Source organism: Actinomadura napierensis (assembly GCF_039529375.1).
In the GTDB taxonomy this organism is placed as follows: domain Bacteria; phylum Actinomycetota; class Actinomycetes; order Streptosporangiales; family Streptosporangiaceae; genus Spirillospora; species Spirillospora napierensis.
This window is the reverse complement of the sequence record NZ_BAAAMR010000089.1, coordinates 1-17,133: the sequence shown is the minus strand read 5'-3', so window position 1 is coordinate 17,133 and position 17,133 is coordinate 1. Positions and strand designations below refer to the sequence as shown.

The 17,133-nt window shown below is 72.6% G+C and carries 18 protein-coding genes; 7 read left to right on the top strand and 11 right to left on the bottom strand.

The features are described 5' to 3' along the window. Nucleotides 1-229: 229 nt before the first annotated feature. Nucleotides 230-766 carry a peptide deformylase gene (gene def / locus ABD296_RS36380; protein WP_344278168.1) on the top strand — a complete coding sequence of 179 codons (537 nt, stop codon included), beginning with the start codon at nt 230-232 and terminating at the stop codon, nt 764-766. Between the two features lies 1 nt (nt 767). Here the strand turns inward: def and ABD296_RS36375 are convergent, their stop codons facing one another. From ABD296_RS36375 to ABD296_RS36360, 4 genes are all read right to left on the bottom strand, one after another. After that, nucleotides 768-2,369 (bottom strand): CocE/NonD family hydrolase, encoded by a 1,602-nt coding sequence (locus tag ABD296_RS36375; protein WP_344278165.1) that lies wholly within the window; start codon nt 2,367-2,369, stop codon nt 768-770. Between the two features lie 48 nt (nt 2,370-2,417). Next, on the bottom strand, nt 2,418-3,887 hold the full coding sequence (locus ABD296_RS36370; protein WP_344278162.1) for a hypothetical protein: 1,470 nt from the start codon (nt 3,885-3,887) through the stop codon (nt 2,418-2,420). A 92-nt stretch (nt 3,888-3,979) separates the two neighbouring features. Further along, the gene (locus ABD296_RS36365) at nt 3,980-4,582 is read right to left on the bottom strand and encodes a DJ-1/PfpI family protein (protein ID WP_344278159.1); all 603 of its coding nucleotides are present in this window, start codon (nt 4,580-4,582) and stop codon (nt 3,980-3,982) included. Continuing rightward, a complete protein-coding gene (locus ABD296_RS36360) occupies nt 4,579-5,529 on the bottom strand; it encodes a GlxA family transcriptional regulator (RefSeq protein WP_344278156.1) in 951 nt (316 codons plus the stop codon). The genes ABD296_RS36365 and ABD296_RS36360 overlap by 4 nt, the downstream gene beginning before the upstream one ends. Before the next feature lie 316 nt (nt 5,530-5,845). On the opposite strand from ABD296_RS36360, the gene ABD296_RS36355 reads away from it, so the two are divergent. Beyond that, nucleotides 5,846-5,992, top strand: a complete 147-nt coding sequence (locus ABD296_RS36355; protein ID WP_344278154.1) for a hypothetical protein — start codon at nt 5,846-5,848, stop codon at nt 5,990-5,992. On the opposite strand, the gene ABD296_RS36350 is transcribed toward ABD296_RS36355, so the two are convergent. Together ABD296_RS36350 and ABD296_RS36345 are read right to left on the bottom strand one after the other, a co-directional pair. After that, nucleotides 5,976-6,443: an ATP-binding protein gene (locus ABD296_RS36350; protein WP_344278151.1), complete on the bottom strand. Its 468-nt coding sequence runs from the start codon at nt 6,441-6,443 to the stop codon at nt 5,976-5,978. The two genes, ABD296_RS36355 and ABD296_RS36350, sit on opposite strands and share 17 nt — an antisense overlap. Nucleotides 6,444-6,558: 115 nt before the next feature. Then, nucleotides 6,559-7,392: a phosphoribosylaminoimidazolesuccinocarboxamide synthase gene (locus ABD296_RS36345; RefSeq protein ID WP_344278148.1), complete on the bottom strand. Its 834-nt coding sequence runs from the start codon at nt 7,390-7,392 to the stop codon at nt 6,559-6,561. Nucleotides 7,393-7,538: 146 nt separating this feature from the next. Between ABD296_RS36345 and ABD296_RS36340 the strand changes: the two genes are divergently transcribed. Beyond that, nucleotides 7,539-8,273, top strand: coding sequence for an SDR family oxidoreductase (locus ABD296_RS36340; RefSeq protein WP_344278145.1), 735 nt, complete (start codon nt 7,539-7,541; stop codon nt 8,271-8,273). A gap of 86 nt (nt 8,274-8,359) precedes the next feature. Here ABD296_RS36340 and ABD296_RS36335 read toward each other — a convergent pair whose 3' ends face one another. After that, on the bottom strand, nt 8,360-9,940 hold the full coding sequence (locus ABD296_RS36335; RefSeq protein ID WP_344278143.1) for an alpha/beta hydrolase domain-containing protein: 1,581 nt from the start codon (nt 9,938-9,940) through the stop codon (nt 8,360-8,362). A 308-nt stretch (nt 9,941-10,248) separates the two neighbouring features. Continuing rightward, nucleotides 10,249-10,629 (bottom strand): hypothetical protein, encoded by a 381-nt coding sequence (locus tag ABD296_RS36330; RefSeq protein ID WP_344278140.1) that lies wholly within the window; start codon nt 10,627-10,629, stop codon nt 10,249-10,251. Between the two features lie 63 nt (nt 10,630-10,692). Between ABD296_RS36330 and ABD296_RS36325 the strand changes: the two genes are divergently transcribed. Then, entirely contained in the window at nt 10,693-11,163 is a 471-nt protein-coding gene (locus ABD296_RS36325) for a MarR family winged helix-turn-helix transcriptional regulator (protein WP_344278137.1), read from the top strand. Here ABD296_RS36325 and ABD296_RS36320 read toward each other — a convergent pair. Beyond that, entirely contained in the window at nt 11,108-11,938 is an 831-nt protein-coding gene (locus ABD296_RS36320; RefSeq protein ID WP_344278134.1) for an alpha/beta fold hydrolase, read from the bottom strand. The two genes, ABD296_RS36325 and ABD296_RS36320, sit on opposite strands and share 56 nt — an antisense overlap. A gap of 73 nt (nt 11,939-12,011) precedes the next feature. Between ABD296_RS36320 and ABD296_RS36315 the strand changes: the two genes are divergently transcribed. After that, nucleotides 12,012-12,875 carry a helix-turn-helix domain-containing protein gene (locus ABD296_RS36315; RefSeq protein ID WP_344278131.1) on the top strand — a complete coding sequence of 288 codons (864 nt, stop codon included), beginning with the start codon at nt 12,012-12,014 and terminating at the stop codon, nt 12,873-12,875. Between the two features lie 134 nt (nt 12,876-13,009). Here the strand turns inward: ABD296_RS36315 and ABD296_RS36310 are convergent, their stop codons facing one another. Further along, nucleotides 13,010-13,381: a DUF4267 domain-containing protein gene (locus ABD296_RS36310; RefSeq protein ID WP_344278128.1), complete on the bottom strand. Its 372-nt coding sequence runs from the start codon at nt 13,379-13,381 to the stop codon at nt 13,010-13,012. A gap of 188 nt (nt 13,382-13,569) precedes the next feature. On the opposite strand from ABD296_RS36310, the gene ABD296_RS36305 reads away from it, so the two are divergent. After that, nucleotides 13,570-14,982, top strand: coding sequence for a sensor histidine kinase (locus ABD296_RS36305; RefSeq protein WP_344278125.1), 1,413 nt, complete (start codon nt 13,570-13,572; stop codon nt 14,980-14,982). On the opposite strand, the gene ABD296_RS36300 is transcribed toward ABD296_RS36305, so the two are convergent. Next, nucleotides 14,942-15,832 (bottom strand): NAD(P)-dependent oxidoreductase, encoded by an 891-nt coding sequence (locus tag ABD296_RS36300; RefSeq protein ID WP_344278122.1) that lies wholly within the window; start codon nt 15,830-15,832, stop codon nt 14,942-14,944. The two genes, ABD296_RS36305 and ABD296_RS36300, sit on opposite strands and share 41 nt — an antisense overlap. Nucleotides 15,833-15,930: 98 nt before the next feature. On the opposite strand from ABD296_RS36300, the gene ABD296_RS36295 reads away from it, so the two are divergent. Continuing rightward, the coding region (locus ABD296_RS36295; protein ID WP_344278119.1) for an AfsR/SARP family transcriptional regulator at nt 15,931-17,133 on the top strand (1,203 nt) is incomplete at its 3' end.

The following is a 17,133-nucleotide window of genomic DNA, read 5'->3' as shown; positions in this document are numbered from 1 at the left end:
CCGACGTCGCCTCCCGTGCAAAGTGGACCCCACCATTTGATCAAAGCAGGGGCCGGTCCGGAGAGTGCATTTTTGCACGGTCGTGCGAAAACGCACCGGGCGTCATCGCGGCCCGCCGGCTCGCCCATTAACGGCCTGATGAAAAAGACGATTACATCTATCCGTTATCCCGGCGGCGCGGCGCCGGGAGAGATGGGACAGGATGGAGGCGAGGTCGAAGGGAGATCGGATGGCGGGACAGGTGCGGCCGATCACGCTGGTCGGGACGCCGGTCCTGCACCAGGCGTGCCGGCCGGTGCAGGAGTTCGACGCGGCGCTGGCGGAACTCGCCGACGACATGTTCGCCAGCATGTACGCGGCGGAAGGCGTCGGCCTGGCCGCCAACCAGATCGGCGTCGACCTGCGGATCTTCGTCTACGACTGCCCGGACGAGGACGGCGGGCGGCACAAGGGGACGGTCGTCAACCCGGTGCTGGAACTGCCGGACCTGGCGGACCGGCGCCTCGACGACAGCGAGGAGGGCTGCCTGTCGGTGCCGGGCCCGCACGCCCGCGTCGCCCGTCCCGACCGCGCGGCCGTCCACGGGTTCGACGTCAAGGGCGACCCCATCACGGTCGAGGGGACGGGCCTGCTCGCGCGCTGCCTCCAGCACGAGACCGACCACCTCGAAGGCAAGGTCTACATCGACCGCCTGTCGGCCCGCGCGCGCAAGAAGGTCCTCAAGGAGTACGAGGAACTGCGCGCCGCCGCCGCCGAGGCCGGATAGGTCACGGCGCCCAGACGGGCAGGTGCAGCGCCGACGGGTGGCCGGCGCCGCGCATCACCTCGATGCGGACGCGGCGGGACGCGACGGCCCGTCCGGCGGGCTCGCCGCGCCCGTGGTTGCGGGCGAAGCGCGGGAACGCGCCGCCCGCGAGCATGACGCGCAGCCGGTGCCCGCGCCGGAACCGGTAGCCGGTGGGGTGCATCTCGATCTCCGCCCGGACGGTCTCGCCCGGCGCGGCGGCGATGCGGAGCATGCCGTCGGTGACGTTGCGGGAGACGCCGTCCGGGTCGACGTCGCAGAGCCGGACGAACAGGTCGGCATGCCCGGTGTCCGTCCGGACGTGCAGCGTCGCCGACACGGGACCGATCAGGTCGAGGTCGCGGTCGAGGCGCGCGCCGGTCAGGACGGCGACGTCGCCGCGCGCCTCGATCCGGCCGTTGTCGCGCTGCCCGCCCCGGCCCGGCGCGAGGAGGGGTCCGCCCGTGGACGGCGTCGGGTCGAGCGGGTCGTAGGTGAACGCGGCGGGGTCCAGTGGCTGCGACGGCTCGTCCCAGGTCAGGCCATGGGAGAGGTACAGCGGCGCCGGCGCGGTCTCCGGCGGCGGCCACTGCTGGAAGTCGAGCCAGCGGTCGGCCTTCTGCAGGTACAGCCGGACGGGCGCGCGCCGCAGTTCCGCCGCGTCGCCGTTGAGGTGGGCGTTCAGCCACGACACCTGGTCGGCGAGGACGGCCCGCAGCGCCTTGGCGTCATGACCCCACGGCCCGATGGTGATGCGGGCCTGGCGTCCGGCGTCGTGCAGGGCCGTGAAGTCGCGGAGCTGGCCGCGCAGGAACAGGTCCCACCAGCCCGTCACCATGCTGGCGGGCGACGTCGTCGCGGCGACCCCGTCGCTGTGGTCGGTCTGCCGCCAGAACTCGATGTTCTCGACGTTGCCGGCGACCTCGCGTAGGAACGGCTCGGCTCGTCCTATAGCGGCCATGTCGGCCTCGCCGACCGGAAGGTGCCGCATAGCGGCCCTTACGCGGCGGTTGTGGAGCGGGTGCTTCTTGTCGTCGCGCGTTCCCATCAGCGACGACCACACCAGCGTGTTGTGCAGAGCCAGCGCACCGCCCGGGTAGAACGAGCTGACGAACTCGGACGCGGTGATGCCGAGCCCCATCGCCTCCAGGGGAGGGTCCGCGTACGGCGCCATCGCCCACTGCGTGTAGCCGAGATAGCTGGCGCCGACCGTCGCGACCCGTCCGTCGCACCAGGGCTGGGCCCGCACCCACTTCAGCGTCGCGAGCCCGTCTTCGCGCTCGTCATGGAAGGCGTGGAACTCGCCGCCCGACCCGTGTATGCCACGTACATTCTGTATGACGACCTGGAAACCGCGCCGGGCGAGCACCCCGGCGAACAGCCGCACGATGCCCTGCCGCTTGCCGTACGGCGTCCGGATGAGCACGGCGGGCAGCGGTCCGGCGCCGCGCGGACGGTACAGGTCCGCGACCAGCGTCGTGCCGTCCGGCATGGGGATCCGCAGGTCGCGGGCGATGCCGATGTCCGTGGTCACGGCATCGGGGAGCCCGAAGAACCGGTCGATCAGCCGTCCCGGCATGGCCATGCGCAACCTCCGCGTACGTGGGGCTCCACCGTCCCACGCCCGGACGGATCAGAGCGCCGCGAGCCGTTCGTACTCCTCCAGGACGCGAGCGAACTCCCCGGTCGGCATCTCGCAGGCGTGCCCGTCCAACCAGAGATGTTCGAGCCGGACGGTCCGGACATCGAGCTTGAGATGGCAGGCGTTCCCGGTGTGCTCCCATCCGGGACGCGCCGCGCGGACGACATCGAGGTGGTGCCGGTGGCACTGCACGTCATGCAGCAGGAACGCCGTGAGAACGTGCGGTGGGCCGTTCACCGCACGGGCCGTCCCGGCCGCGCGCGATGCGGCCGCCTCCAGTTCGGCGCCGGACTCGGACAGCTCCGGGAAGAACACCCGGACGTGCTGCACGACCCGCTCGACCTGCACCGGTTCGCACGGCAGCCGCCGCACCTCCTCCGGGTCGACATAGCCGTGCACGGGCACGCCCGAGACGAACGACGCCCACGCGCCGGGGACGGACGCCAGGAAACGGGCCCGGACCAGCGCGTCCCGCAGGTCCGCCACCAGCCGGTCCGCGTCGATGCCGCGCGGCATGAACGTCTTGGTGCCGCCGCGCAGCCGCCCGCCCGCCTCGTCCAGCACGGCGAGGTCGGCCCAGCACGCGCCGGACCCGGTGCCGAGCACGCCGTGCGGGATGCACGCGTCGGGATGCGGGGTGAGGCCGGCGACGTCCTCCAGCGTGGCGCGCGGCGTCCGGATGAGCGCCCAGCCGCGGGTCCGCCGGGACGAGCCGCCGAGCGCGAGCGCGGCCGCGACGGGCTCGCGGCGCTCCTCCCGGGCGGGCTGGAGGCTGTCCGTGCGCGCCTGCCGGAAAGCGGCGACGACCTGCCGGAACGTCTCGCCGTCCAGGCACAGGTAGGCGCCGCCCTCGCCCTCGATGGTCGCGACGCCGTCGGCGACGTCGACCCGGAACACCCGGCCCGGCCACGCCACGGCCGCGCCCGGACGGCCCAGCTCGGCGAGCATCCAGTCGAGGCCGAGGACGAACTCGGCGTCGTCGAGCAGCCCGGCCAGCGGCTCGTTGCCCGGCGCCGGGACGCACCCGATCCGGCCGGGACCCTCGATCCGGAACGCGACCGGAAGGTCCCGGTCGGGCGTGAAGCGCGACGTGCCCGCCTGGAGCACGCCCTCCAGCATCTGCCGGTGCCGCACCGCGCCGACCTGCTCCAGGTACTCCTCCAGGCAGCGCAGCAGCACGGCGGGGTCGAGGTCGCAGGACGACCAGCCGCCGACGTCCCGCAGGTGCACGACCGCCCCGTCGAAGTCGAGCCGGTGGAAGCGGTACAGCTCCTGCCAGGGCCGGTGCTCGTCGTGCTCGGCCAGCCCGGCGCTCAGCCGGCCCTTGGCGCGGATGATCGCGGCGACGTCCTCGCCCAGGTCGTTGAGCAGGAAGTCGCGCAGCGGGGCGTGCGCGGGGTCGGTCTCGACCGCCACGCGCACACCGTCGCCGCGGATCCGCACCGGGAGCGCCATCGCCATTCGCGTGATTATGCCGATAAGCGAAGATCATCACCGGTATGGCGGAATGTTCGATCCCGAAACGGGACCATGCCGTGTCTGGAGCGGCTCGCCTAGAGGGGCTCGTCCGCCATGTACGGCGGGGCCGGTTCGTACTGGATGTGACGGCGCACCGCGCGCGCGTGGTCGCGCCCGTGGATGCGCCCGACCAGCCATAGCGCCATGTCGATTCCGGCCGACACACCTTGGCTCGTGACGAGGTTGCCGTCCACCACGTAGCGGGCTTCCCGTACGACGGTCACGTCACCGCGCGCCTCCAGGTCGTCCTCGGACGCCCAGTGCGTCGCCACCCTGCGGCCCTTGGCCGGGCCCGCCGCGTGCAGCAGGATCGAACCGGTGCACACGCTCGCCACCCAGTCGGCCCGTTCGGCGGTCTTCGCTATCCAGCCCGTCACCGCCGCGTTGTGGATCTGCGTCACCCGTGCGCCGCGCCCACCCGGCACCAGCAGGACGTCCAGGTCGGGATGGTCGTCCAAGGTGTGGTCCGGGACGACCCTCATGCCCTTGGCGCAGCGCACGGGTTCGGCGCGCTCCGCCACCAGGACCGCCTTGTCGTTCTGTTCGCGCAGTATGGCCGACACCGTGAACACCTCCCACGGCCCCACGAAGTCCAGCTCCTCGGCCTCCTCGAACACCAGCAGCCCGTAGGTCGTCATGCGTACTCCCTCGTTCCTCTGAATCGGTCCCGGTAGTCCGACGGCGCGACGCCCACCTGCCGGTGGAACGCCCGCCGCAGCGTCTCCCCCGTCCCGAACCCGAGCCGCCGCGCCAGCGTCTCGACCGGTTCGTCCCCCTCGGCCAGCGCCCGCCGCGCCGCCTCGATCCGCACCCGCTCCACGTACGCCGACGGCGGCATCCCCATCTCCGCGGTGAACCGGCGCTGCAGGTGCCGCGGGCTCAGCCCCGAGCATCCGGCCAGGTCGGCGATGCTGTGCCGGGCGCCCGGATCGGTCTGGACGGCCGTCACCGCCACCCGGATCGGGTCCGACGCCGGCTGCGCCGACCACAGCGGCACGCTGAACTGCGACTGGCTGCCCGGCCGCCGCAGGAACATCACCAGCTCCCGCGCCACCGCGTGCGCGGCCTCGCGGCCGTGGTCGTCCTCGACCAGCGCGAGCGCGAGGTCCATGCCCGCGGTGACGCCCGCCGACGTCCAGACGCACCCGTCCCGGATGAAGATCGGGTCGCAGTCGACGCGCAGCGCCGGATACTCGGCCCTGAGCTGCGCCTCCCGCCCCCAGTGGCTCGTGACGCGCCGCCCGTCGAGCAGCCCGGCCTCGGCGAGCAGGATCACCCCGCTGCACACCGCCGCCGCGCGCCGCGCGCCCCGCGCCGCCTCCGCGACCCACCCGACCAGCGCCGGGTCGTCCCGCGCCCGGTCGACGCCGGTTCCCCCGACGACCAGCACGGTGTCGAACCCGTCCGGCGGCAGGCCGCCGATGCCGTGCGAGGCGACCACGGGCAGCCCGCTGCTGGACGCCACCGGACCCGGCTCCGGCGCCACGACCAGGCACTCGTACCGCCCTGTCGCCTGCAGGACCTCGTAAGGCCCGGTCAGGTCCAGCCCCTGGAACCCGTCGTAGATCACGAATGCGACGCGCATGCCTCCAGGCTGTCGCCGCCGGCGTCATGGCGTCAACGACACGTGCCCCACAGAACGCGCCACGGCGAATCCGGCCGGAAAAAAGGTTGACACCCGGACGACGTCCGCTAATATCTCGATCATGAAGCTTTGATACTTCACGGTCGAGCCGCCCCGCTGATGCCGGGCCCGCTCCCATTCTCTCCGCCGAAGGCGTCACCCCGAGAACACTTCCACTGGTTCACGCGTACCCGCGTGACCAGCGTTTTCACCATGCCTCCGGCCTTTTCTCACCCTTTCACGGCTGCCGTACGACCATGCCCGGAGGTGCTTTTCCTTGCGCGCCGACAACCATGCCCAAAACCCGTTCCCGACCAAGAAGAAGGGCAAGAACAAAAAGCCCGACTTCAAGTCGGCGGCGTTCGCGAACAACCGCCGCAACGCCCGTCAGATGCCCACCCGCCAGCTCAACCGGGGCCGCTGACGGCCTCCCGGCCCCGGACCCACGCGTCCGGGGCCGGGAACTCCGCCCACACCACCGTCCGCGTCCCGTCCGCCCGGAACCCCCACCGCGCGGCAAGGCCCTGCACGATCCGCATGCCCCGCCCGGTCTCCGCGCCGGGCTCGTCCTTCACGTACGGCCGCGCGCCCGACGCCCCGTCGTCGGTCACCTCCACCCGCACCGCCCCGGACCCGGCCGCCACGGCCACCGTCACCCGCCCGCCCTCCAGCCCCGACGCCGTGTGCGTCACCGCGTTCGCGACCGTCTCGCTGACCGCCATCACCACGTCGTCCAGGCCCGGCAGGCCCGCCAGCAGCTCCCGGACGAAGCCGCGCGCCAGCCCGACCGACCTGCCCACCCCCGGCAGCGTGACCGCGCCGAGCACGGTGAGCCCCTCCCGGTCCACGCCACCGAGCACGTCCTCGACGCCCACGCAGACGGCCCCCTCCGCTCCGGAAAGTCGCCCGTCACCTCGCAGTACGTCCCGCGCCCCGGCCCCCGTTCACCGTCCGCCCCGCAATGTCACCGACCGTCAGCCCCGCCGCCGTTCAGGACTCCCAGCGGCGGCCGGTGAGGCGTTCGTAGACCTCGATGTAGCGGGCGCGGGTGGCGTCGACGACGTCCTGCGGGATGGGCGGGCCGGGCGGGGTGCGGTCCCAGTCCAGGGTGCTGCTCCAGTCGCGGACGTACTGCTTGTCGTAGGACCGCTGCGGACGGCCGGGCTTCCACTCGTCGGCGGGCCAGAACCGGGACGAGTCGGACGTCAGCACCTCGTCGGCCAGGACGAGCGTGCCGTCGGCGGCCCGGCCGAACTCCAGCTTCGTGTCGGCGATGATGATGCCGCGCTCGGCCGCGATGGCGGCACCGCGCTTGTAGACGTCCAGCGTGACGTCCTTCAGGCGCGCGGCGGTGTCGGCGCCGATCTCGGCGACGACGTCGTCATAGGTGATGAACTCGTCGTGCCCCTCGGTCGCCTTGGTCGTCGGCGTGAAGATCGGCTCGGGCAGCCTCGACGCCTCGACCAGGCCGTCCGGCAGCGCGATCCCGGAGACCGTGCCTCCCTTCTCGTACTCCTTCAGGCCGAGCCCGGCGAGGTAGCCGCGCGCGATCCACTCCACGGGCAGCATCGTCAGCCGCTTACAGCGGATCGCCCGGCCGGCCCATTCGTCCGGCACCTGCGTCGCGGAGACCACGTGGTTCGGCACGACGCCGGCGAGCTGCTCGAACCACCACAGCGACAGCTGCGTGAGGATCTTCCCCTTGTCCGGGATCAGCGTCGGCAGGACGACGTCGTACACGCTCACCCGGTCGGACGCGACGAGGATCAGGTCGTCCCCGTCCGCGTAGACGTCCCGGACCTTCCCCGAGTGCAGCAGCTCCACGCCGTCCCCCTCAACTCCGACTCACCTGCGAACTTCGCTCCGCCAATGATCCCAGGAGCACCGCGCCGGCACGCCGCCTGGGTGCGCTCCTCCCAGGAGGAGCGCGCCTCTTCTCGCTGCGGGCGGACGCCACGACGATCGTCCGCATGAGCACTCGCCAGCAGGAACCGCAGGCCAAGGTCGTCCTCGTCACCGGTGCGAGCAGCGGCATCGGCGCCGCCACCGCCGCGCGCCTCGCCGCCGAGGGCCACCAGGTGGTCACCGGCGCCCGCCGCACGGACCGCCTCAAACGCCTCGCCGCCACCACCCCCGGCGTCCATCCCGTGCGGGTCGACGTCACGGACCGCGACGACGTCCGCGCCTTCGTCGAGACCGCCCGCGACCGGTTCGGCCGCGTCGACGCCTTCGTCAACAACGCCGGCGTCATGCCGCTGTCGCGCCTCGACTCACTGCTCGTGGACGAATGGGACCGCATGCTCGACGTCAACGTCCGCGGCCTGCTGCACGGCATCGCCGCCGCCCTGCCAGTGTTCGCCGCCCAGGAGTCGGGGCATTTCGTCACAATCGCGAGCATCGGCGCCCACCAGGTCGTCCCCACCAGCGCCGTCTACTCCGGGACGAAGTACGCCGCCTGGGCGATCACCGAGGGCCTGCGCCAGGAGTCCGACCCGTCGATCCGGGTCACCACGGTCTCGCCCGGCGTGGTGACCTCCGAACTCGCCGACTCCATCACCGAGCCGGGCGCCGCCGAGGCCATGCGGGAGTACCGCGCGCACGCCATCGAGCCGGACGCCATCGCCGCCGCCGTCTCCTACGCCCTGGCCCAACCGGCCGACGTCGACGTGAACGAGATCGTCGTCCGCCCCGCCCGCCAACGCTGACGAGCGCCCAAAGCCCCGATGCGCTGACAGCGCGCGGCGAGTCGTCGCTATCCCGCCTGCGGATAACGACGACTCGCCGCCAGCTGTCAGGGGACGTCGGCGTGGGCCGCTTCGCGGATGATCTCCGTGCCGTCGGCGCGGGTGAGGAACCGTCCGGCCACGAGCCGTTCGGTGTCCCTGGTCACGGCGCGGACGTAGGTGCCGTGGTCGGGATAGAGCTGCGCGAGCCGTTGCGGGGTGAAGGGCACCTCATGGCCGGCGATGGAGCAGAACGAGGCCCCGGTGGAGTTGCCGTACCAGGTGCTGGTGGGAACGTCCAGGTAGGGCGAGCGCAGTCCGCCCTGGACGTTGCCGTACTGGTCCAGGACGGGCTTGCCGTTCTCGACCTCGATCGGGGACGCGTGCGGAGGACGGACGCCGCGCCGCACCCACTGGTCGAGGTTGCGCAGCGCCGCGTCGAAGAAGATGTGGCTCGGGAAGCGGCTGCGCGGGCCCTCGTTGCAGTTCATCGGGGGCGCGGGCTGCCCGGCCTTCTCGATGTCGGCCGGGGCGGCGGAGTAGTGCAGTTCGTCGGGTGTGGCGTGGCCCGCGCCGGCCATCTCGTAGCCGCGGTACCGGTCGGCGGGCTTGTCGCTGTCGGGGCGGCGGGAGGCGATCCCGGTCAGGTAGTCCGACTGCGACATCAGGTGGATGATCGGCACCCCGACGTCGCTGAACTGCTTGCGCGGGTCCCCGGTCGGTGGCACCGGGTCGCACTGGTTCATCGGGACGGCCCCGACGAAGTCGCCCCCAGCGACGGCGACGATGTAGCCGTCATAGGTGGGGCGGCCGCCGTTGCGCTGGACGTCCAGCGGGTGGATGCCGTTGATGTAGTCGTACAGGTAGCCGCCCGTCTGGGAGTACCCGAACCCGTACAGGTGTCGGACGCGGGCGTGCCCTCCCCGGTCGGCGTAGCTCACCGGGTTGCCGCGGCCGGTGCTGCGCAGCAGGCCGCCGAGCTGGCTGAAGATGTCCCACGCCAGGCCGTTCTCGGTGGTGCGGGACGAGTCCGCCGGGACGTTCGCGCAGTTGCGCGGGTCGTTCAGCGGGAGCGGGTTGGCCATGCTGAGCGAGCCGTAGCGTCCCGGGTCGAACTTCTTCAACGCGACCACGGACACGGGCTTCGCCGTGACGCCGACCCAGACGTCCCCGTCGGCGATCAACTGGCGGTGCATCATCGCCCAGCCGATGTTGAGGTCGAAGAGGTTGGACGGGTTGAGCATCTCGGTGACGACGTTGCCGCTGAATCGCGAGGCCTTGGCGGGCCTGCGCACCAGGATGCGTGTGGTGTAGGGGGCGCCGGCGGTCCGCACCTGCGCGGGTCCGGCCTTCGGCCAGCTGTAGACGTTCGCCGTCCCGCTGAGCAGGTACTCCTCCTCGACGTAGCCGGCCTTCTTCAGGTTCTCCGGGGTGCCCTCGTGATCGGCGGCTCCGAACGGATGGGAGGAGGCGGTCACCGGCAGCGGGCCGGTGACGTGCGGCAGCGAACTTCCGGCGGGTGAAGCCGCCTTGGTCCCGGCCGACGCGGGTGCGGTGGCGAGCGCCGCCGAGCACAGTGACAGGGCGGCGGGCAGGATCAGGGCCGTGATCCAGGCCTTCCTGCCGCGGGGTGGGGGGATGAAGCGCACGGTTCGTCCTTTCCGCGGGCCGCGGGCCCGGGGGTGGGGATCGGTACGACCTCGATGAGACAGCTTCTGCTTCTGTCTCATGGTGGCCCGACGGTAAGCCGCTCCCCGGGTTCGATCAACGAACCGGCGCCGACAATGTCGAACGCGCCGAGGCGGCGCGGTGGAGACCTCGCCGATGGCGGCGCCCTGCGAAAGGACGCCGCGACCCGCCGAACAGGCGAAAGACGCCGACGTCTCGCGCTCTTGCGGTCTCCATCCGCGCCGACAGTGTCGGCACCTTCACCGTGAAAGCGTCGCTCCGGGAGCGCTCATGCGGCGGGGGCGCCGCCGACGAAGGTCCGTTCCTGCGGGGAGGCCACGAGCTCCACCATGGTGCCGGCGCGGACGTCCTCGCCGAGGACGCCGGTGACCGCGTCGGTGAGGGCGGCGCCAAGGTTCGCGGTGATCTCGGCGGCGTCGGGGCGGTCGAAGGCGGCGGCGCGGACGCCGAGGACCAGCGATGCGCCGGTGTCCACGGCCTTGCCGCCCTGCGCGAAGCGGCCCGCGGGGACGCCCGCCAGGCGGATGCCCACCAGGTCGCGGGCCCATTCGCCGTAGACGCCGACGATCGCCTCGGTCAGGGCGGTGATGAGCTCGAATTCGTTGCCCGCCAGCTTGTCCTCTGGAAGGTGGGCGGTCAGATGCGGCACAGTGGCCCCCGTTCGCTTTGACTATAAAGGCTTTGAACTCAAAGGTACTTGGAGAAGGCGCCGATGTCCACGGAATCGGGCGGTCCGGCCGTCGACGATGCCGTCCGCACCCTGCTGCTGCTCATGCCGCGGATCGTCGGCCGCGCCAAGCGCCTGCCCATTCCCCCCGCGCTCCAGGGCCTGGACCTGGCGCCGCGCCATCTCGCGCTGCTGGCCCACCTGGAGTACGACGGCCCGGCCGGCGTCAACGAACTCGCCGCCCGGCTGGAGGTCGCCCCGACGACCGTCAGCCTCATGGTGAGCGAGCTGGCGCGTCCCGGCGTCCTGGAGCGCAACGCCGACCCCTCCGACCGCCGCCGCCGCATCGTCGCGATCGCCCCCGCCTACACCGGCCCGATCGGCGAATGGCTCTCCGGCAGCGCCTCTGCCTGGGAACGCGTCATGCGCGACCTCGCCCCCGCCGAACGCGCCACCGTCATCACCGCGCTACGCGCCTACGAGGCCGCCTTGGAACAGAGCGCCGGCCGGCGGTGAATCGGTCGATCTGATCCGCGAGGTCGCCGGGGGCCTCCAGCGGTGACAGGTGGCCGGTGTCCTCGATGACCGTCATGCGGGCGCCGGGGACGACGGGCAGGAGGTCGGCTTCCAGCGAGGCGGGTGGGTCGACCCGGTCGTGCCGTCCGGCCAGGACGAGGACCGGGACGTCGATGGCGCCGGCGGCGGCCGTGATGTCCTCGGTGATGCCGTGCCGCGGCCAGGCGAGCCGGGCGTCGTCGCCCGCGGCGAGGCTGTCGGCGAGCACCTGTTCGCGCAGGTCGGCGGGCAAAGGCCGGTGGGTCAGCACGTGCTGGAGCGCGTCGCCGACGGTCGCGCGGCTGTCGTAGGCGTGCGACAGCGCGTCCGCCGCCTGGGCGTCCACGGTCGGCCGGGGCGGAGCGGGAGCGACGAGGACGAGCCCGGCCAGGCCGTCCGGGCGCCGCGATGCGACCAGCTGAGCGACCTTCCCGCCCATCGAGTGCCCCACGAGCACGTACCGGCTGAGGCCGAGGCCGCGGACCACGTCCAGCGCGTCGTCGGCGAGCTGCCCGATCCCGTACGGCCCGGGGAGGCCGCGGGCCGCTCCCCAGCCCCGGTGGTCGTAGGAAACGACGGCGCATCCGGAGGCGAGGCGGTCGATCACCGACGCGAAGGTGCGGTGTGAGCCGCCCCAGTAGTGCAGGAACACCAGCGCGGTCGGCTCGCCGTCCTGCACCCACACCGGCAGCGATCCGCCCGACACGTTCACCTGGCGCATGTCCATCTTCTTCATCAGAAGTCCCCTTTCATCTCCTTCGACGCTAGGGACCTGACACCGGACCGACCAGGTAAGCTCCGGCCTGCCTATGGTGAAAAACGGACAGCAGGCCGCCATCCGCACGCTGCGTTACCAGGACGATGGCGTGCCGGACGGCGGCGTGGAAGTGACCACGTTCGCGCGGTTGCGGGCCATGCCCGCAGGTAGTGTGCACCCTCCGGTGCAGCGGGCGGATTTCCACGTGCTCGCGATCGTCGGCGCGGGACACGGCAGCGTGACGGTGGATTTCGTCCGCCACCGCGTCGAGCCCGGCACGATTGTCTGGATCCGTCCCGGTCGCGTGCACCGCTGGGACGACATCACCGAAGTGGACGGAACGCTCGTGCTCTTCCGCCCCGAATCCGTACCGCACGGCTCGCCGGGGGCCGATCCCCTCGGCCCGGTCAGCTGGCGGCAGCCCGGACGTCCGGCACTGGTCCGCCTCGCCGCCGACCATGTGCGCCGCGAGTACGACGCGGCCGGCGTCCACCGGATCCCCGGCAGCACCGCGATACTGCGCGCGCTGCTGGAAGTCCTGCTGCTGCGCGCCAGTGACTGCGCGCCCCCGCCGCCCGCCGGGCGGGAGGCCTTCACCGCGTACGCCGCCGCCGTCGAGGCGCATTTCGCGGTGTCACGGGAGGTCGCCTGGTACGCCCGGCGGCTGGGCTACTCCCCGCGCACCCTCAGCCGGGCGACGCGGGAGGCGGCCGGCCGCAGCGCCAAGCAGTTCATCGACGACCGGGTGGTGCTGGAGGCCAAGCGGCTGCTCGCCCACACCCGCGTCACGGTCGCCGAATGCGCCCGGCGGACGGGGTTCGACGACCCGGCGAACTTCTCCAAGTTCTTCCGCGCCCGCACCGGCCTCACGCCCGGCGCGTTCGCGGCGCAAGCCCGAACGTCGGCGGGGCGCTGACCTCCGGGCGGATCAGCAGCAGATCTCCTGGGCATGGTGTCGGAGTCGTCGAACTTCACGGCTCGGAATCCTCTCATCAGGCTCGGACAGTGCCGCGGTAGGCGGCCACGACGGCGGGACGCCGCGTCCCGGGGTCAGACGGCGAACAGGAGGGCGGCGCTGATGAGCACGACGACGGCGGTGGCGAAGTGGATGCCGAACGCGGCCGCCTTCGTGCCGCCGTTGCGCAGCACGACGACGGTGTCCCCGAGCGGGACCAGGGCGACGAGCAGCATGAACCACGCTTCGGCGTGGGCGCCGGCGAACGCGAGCAGGGCCAGGCCGATCAGTCCGTACGCGCCGTCGCGCAGGCCCTTGATCGTCAGGTAGGCGGGGTCGCCGTCGGCCTTGGCGGGGACGCCGTAGGCGGCCGCGGCCGGGCGGGGCACGACGAGGAAGCGGCAGCCGATGAACAGGATCGTCAGGTCGAGCAGGATGGCGAGGCCGTAGGCGGTGGGGGTGAGCATCGTCGACTCCTTGCTAGCAGTGCTAGGAACAAGAACGACATTAGCATAGCGGTGCTTTAGAAGCTAGCGCCGCTAGTATTCCGATCGCGGACGCACGGGCGATCGCGGTCGGCGGCCCGTATCCGCCGTCGCCTACTCTTGGTATCTGAGCATGCACTGTTCGTGACGATCCGGCTCGGGGGACGGCTGTGACGCAGGAGTGGGGCGAGCGCGCCCGCTACTGGCGTGACCGGCTGCTGGTGTCCGTGCGAGGGCGAGCGACGGTGATCTCCGTCGGTGTCACGGCGCTGTTCCTGTCGGTGATCCTGGTGCTCGGCCTGCTCCTCGTCCGCGACTGGCTCGAGAACCGGGTCGCGCGCAGCACCGAGAGCACCGCCGAGCACATCACCTTCGACTTCCTGCGGCGCGGGGGCGAGGGGGTGCTCACGACCGGCTCCATCCCGACCCGGCCGGGCGACGCGCCGCTGGCGCAGATCGTGAGCACCGACAGCCGCACCGTCCTGGCGGCCAGCGCCTCCGCGCGGGGGATGCCGCCGCTCGGGTACATCCGCCGGACGTCGGGGAAGCTCGTCATCGACGAGAAGAGCTGCCCGGACTTCATCCCCGGCTGCGCCTGGGTGTTCGGGATGCGGGCGCGGACGGCGCCGGGCGGGCAGGACGTGATCATCGTCGCGGCCACCCCGCTCCCCGGGCTGCTCAGCGTGTGGGCGCTGCCGCTGACGCTGGCGCTCGTCCTGCTGGCGCTGCTGGCGCTCGTCGCGTGGTGGACGTGGCACACGATCGGGCGGGCGTTCACCCCGATCGACCGGATCCGCCGGGAGCTGGCGGACCTCGACGCGCGGGACCTGGACCAGCGGGTGTTCGTCCCGCAGACGCACGGGGAGATCCAGGCGCTCGGCGAGACGGTCAACCGGACGCTGGAGCGGCTGGAGGAGGCGACGGACCGGGAGCGCCGGTTCATCTCCGACGCCTCGCACGACCTGCGCAACCCGATCGCCGGGCTGCAGATGCAGCTGGAGCTGGCGCTGGAGGAGGTGGACGAGGAAACGCGGCCGATGATCCGCTCGGCGCTGCGCGACACCGAGCGGCTCAACGACATCGTCATCGACCTGCTGGAGCTGTCCCGGCTGGACGCGCGGGCGCCGCAGCCGGTGGAGCCCGTCGACCTCGCCGAGCTGGCCCGCCGGGAGGCGGAGCGGCGCACGGACGGGGCGCGGATCACCACCCGGCTGGAGCCCGGCGTCGTCGTCCGCGCGAACCCGGTTCGGATGGTGCGGGTGCTGGGGAACCTGCTGAACAACGCCAAGCGGCACGCCGAGTCGAGCATCGAGGTCACCGTCCGCCGGGACGCCGGCATGGCGCTGCTCCAGGTCCTGGACGACGGCCACGGCATTCCGCCGGAGCAGCGCGAACGGGTCTTCGAGCGGTTCGCCCGGCTGACCGAGTCGCGCGAGCGCGACCCGCAGGGCACGGGGCTCGGGCTGCCCATCGCCCGCGAGATCGCCGAGATCTACGGGGGCTCCCTCACCATCGCCGACAGCGCCAAGGGCGCGTGCTTCGTCATGCGCCTCCCTCTGGCCGAGGACGGCGGATCACGCTGATGACGCCGGCCAGGCCGTCGCCGCCGTGGCCGGCGTCCACCGCGCGCCAGAACAGGTCCCGCAGGGCGAGCGGCCCGGCGGTGTCGATTCCCGCTTCGCGGCCCGCCTCGACGACGTGGTCGGCCCCGACCGCCTGCATGCGGAGGCTGTTGGCGCCGCCCGGGAAGACGCCTGCGTCGATCTCCTCGGTGAGGATGCGGAGGAAGTCCATCGGGCCGTCGCCGGTGAGGCTCTCCAGCAGCGACGACGCCAGCGGGCGGAACTGCTGCGCGGACACACCGGCACTGCCGAGCAACGCGACCGCGTGCATGTACGCGGTGAGCGTGGACCAGAACAGGTACAGCTGCGCCTGGTAGTAGAGCATCGCCAGGCCCGGATCCGTACCGACGAACGCGGCGTCGCCCAGTTCGGCAAGGGTTTCGCGGTGGCGGTCCAGCACGGCTTCCGGGCCGCTGTAGAAGACGTACGCACCGGGCTGCCCGATGCCGGGCGGGGGCACCATCACACCGCCCGTCAGCAGGTCGGCCCCTCGTTCCCCGGCCCATACGGCAGCGCGGCGCAGTTCGTCCGGGCTGCCGGAGCTGAGGTTCACCAGGACGCGGTCCTTGACGTCCGCGTCGCCGATGGAGTCGGACATGGCGGTGTAGTCGGTCTGGCTGATGACGACCAGTTCCGCTGCGGCGAGCGCGTCGGAGACCGTGGCCGCGAGCGCCGCGCCCTGCTCGACCAATGCGGCGGCCTTGGACGGCGTGCGGTTCCACACCGTGGTCGGGTGCCCATTGGCAAGGAACGTCCGCGCCATGGTCGCGCCCATGGGGCCTAGGCCGATGACGGTGACCGGGCATTTCATGTGCTCCTCCTAGAAAACGTGTTGTTCGGCGTCCACGGTGGCTTCGTGCGCTACGGAACGGCTGCGGGTCCGTCCGTAGTGGTGGTTACGCTGGCGGCGTGCGCTTCGGGGTGTTGGGTCCGCTTTCGGTATGGACGTCCGGCGGGACGCTGGTGCGGGTGCCCGAGGTCAAGGTGAGGACGCTGCTGGCCGCGCTGCTCACCGAGCCCGGGCGGGCCGTTCCGGTGGACCGGCTGGTCGACGGGCTGTGGGGCGACCGGCCGCCCCGGAATCCGGTGGGAACGCTCCAGGCCCGTGTCTCGCAGCTGCGGAGGGTGCTGGAGGAGGCCGAACCCGGCGGCCGGGCCCTGGTCGTCTCCCGTCCGCCCGGCTACACGCTCGACGTGCCCGAAGGCTCCGTGGACGCGGGCGAGTTCGCGGCCCTGGTGGTCCGTGCAGGGCAGGCCGCCGACCCGGTCGCCAAGGCGCACCTCCTCGGGTCCGCGCTGGCGCTGTGGCGGGGCCCGGCGTTCGCCGGCTTCACCGACGCCCCGTTCGCCGAGGCGGTGGCCGCGGGCCTGGAAGAGCGCCGGTTGAACGCGCTCGAAGAGCACGCCGAGACGCGGCTCGACCTCGGCGAACACGCGGCGGTCGCGGCGGATCTGGCCGCGCCGGTCGCGCTGCACCCGCTCAGGGAGCGGCTGCGCGCGGCGCACCTGCGCGCCCTGTACCGGTCCGGGCGGCAGGGCGAGGCGCTGGCCGGCTACCACGACCTGCGCGAACGGCTGGCCGACGAGCTCGGCGTCGATCCCGGTCCGGAGCTGACCGAGCTTTACCAGTCGATGCTCGAACAGGATCCGTCCGAGGGCGAGCGTCCGCGCACGGCTCCCCGGCTGCCCGCCGCGCTCGGCGAGCTGATCGGGCGCGAGCGGGAGGTCGAGCGGGCCCGCGCGCTGCTGGCCGCGCACCGCCTGGTGACCCTGACCGGGACCGGAGGCGTCGGGAAGACGCGGCTGGCGCTGGAGGCGGCGGCCCGTTCGGCCGCCGTCCATCCCGACGGCGTCTGGTTCGTCGAGCTGGCGGCGGGGCGTCCGGCGACGGCGGCCGAGGCGGCCCGGCGGGTCGGGCACGTCCTCGGCCTGCGCGCCGAGGCCGCGCCGGACGCCGCCGCCGCGGCCGGGCGGCACGCGGCGGACCCGGTGGAGCGGGTCGGCGAGGCGCTGCGCGGGCGGCGGGCGCTGCTGTTCGCCGACATCTGCGAGCACGTGATCGACGAGGCCGCCGCGCTGGTCGCCCGGCTGCTCGCCGCGGCGCCGGGCCCG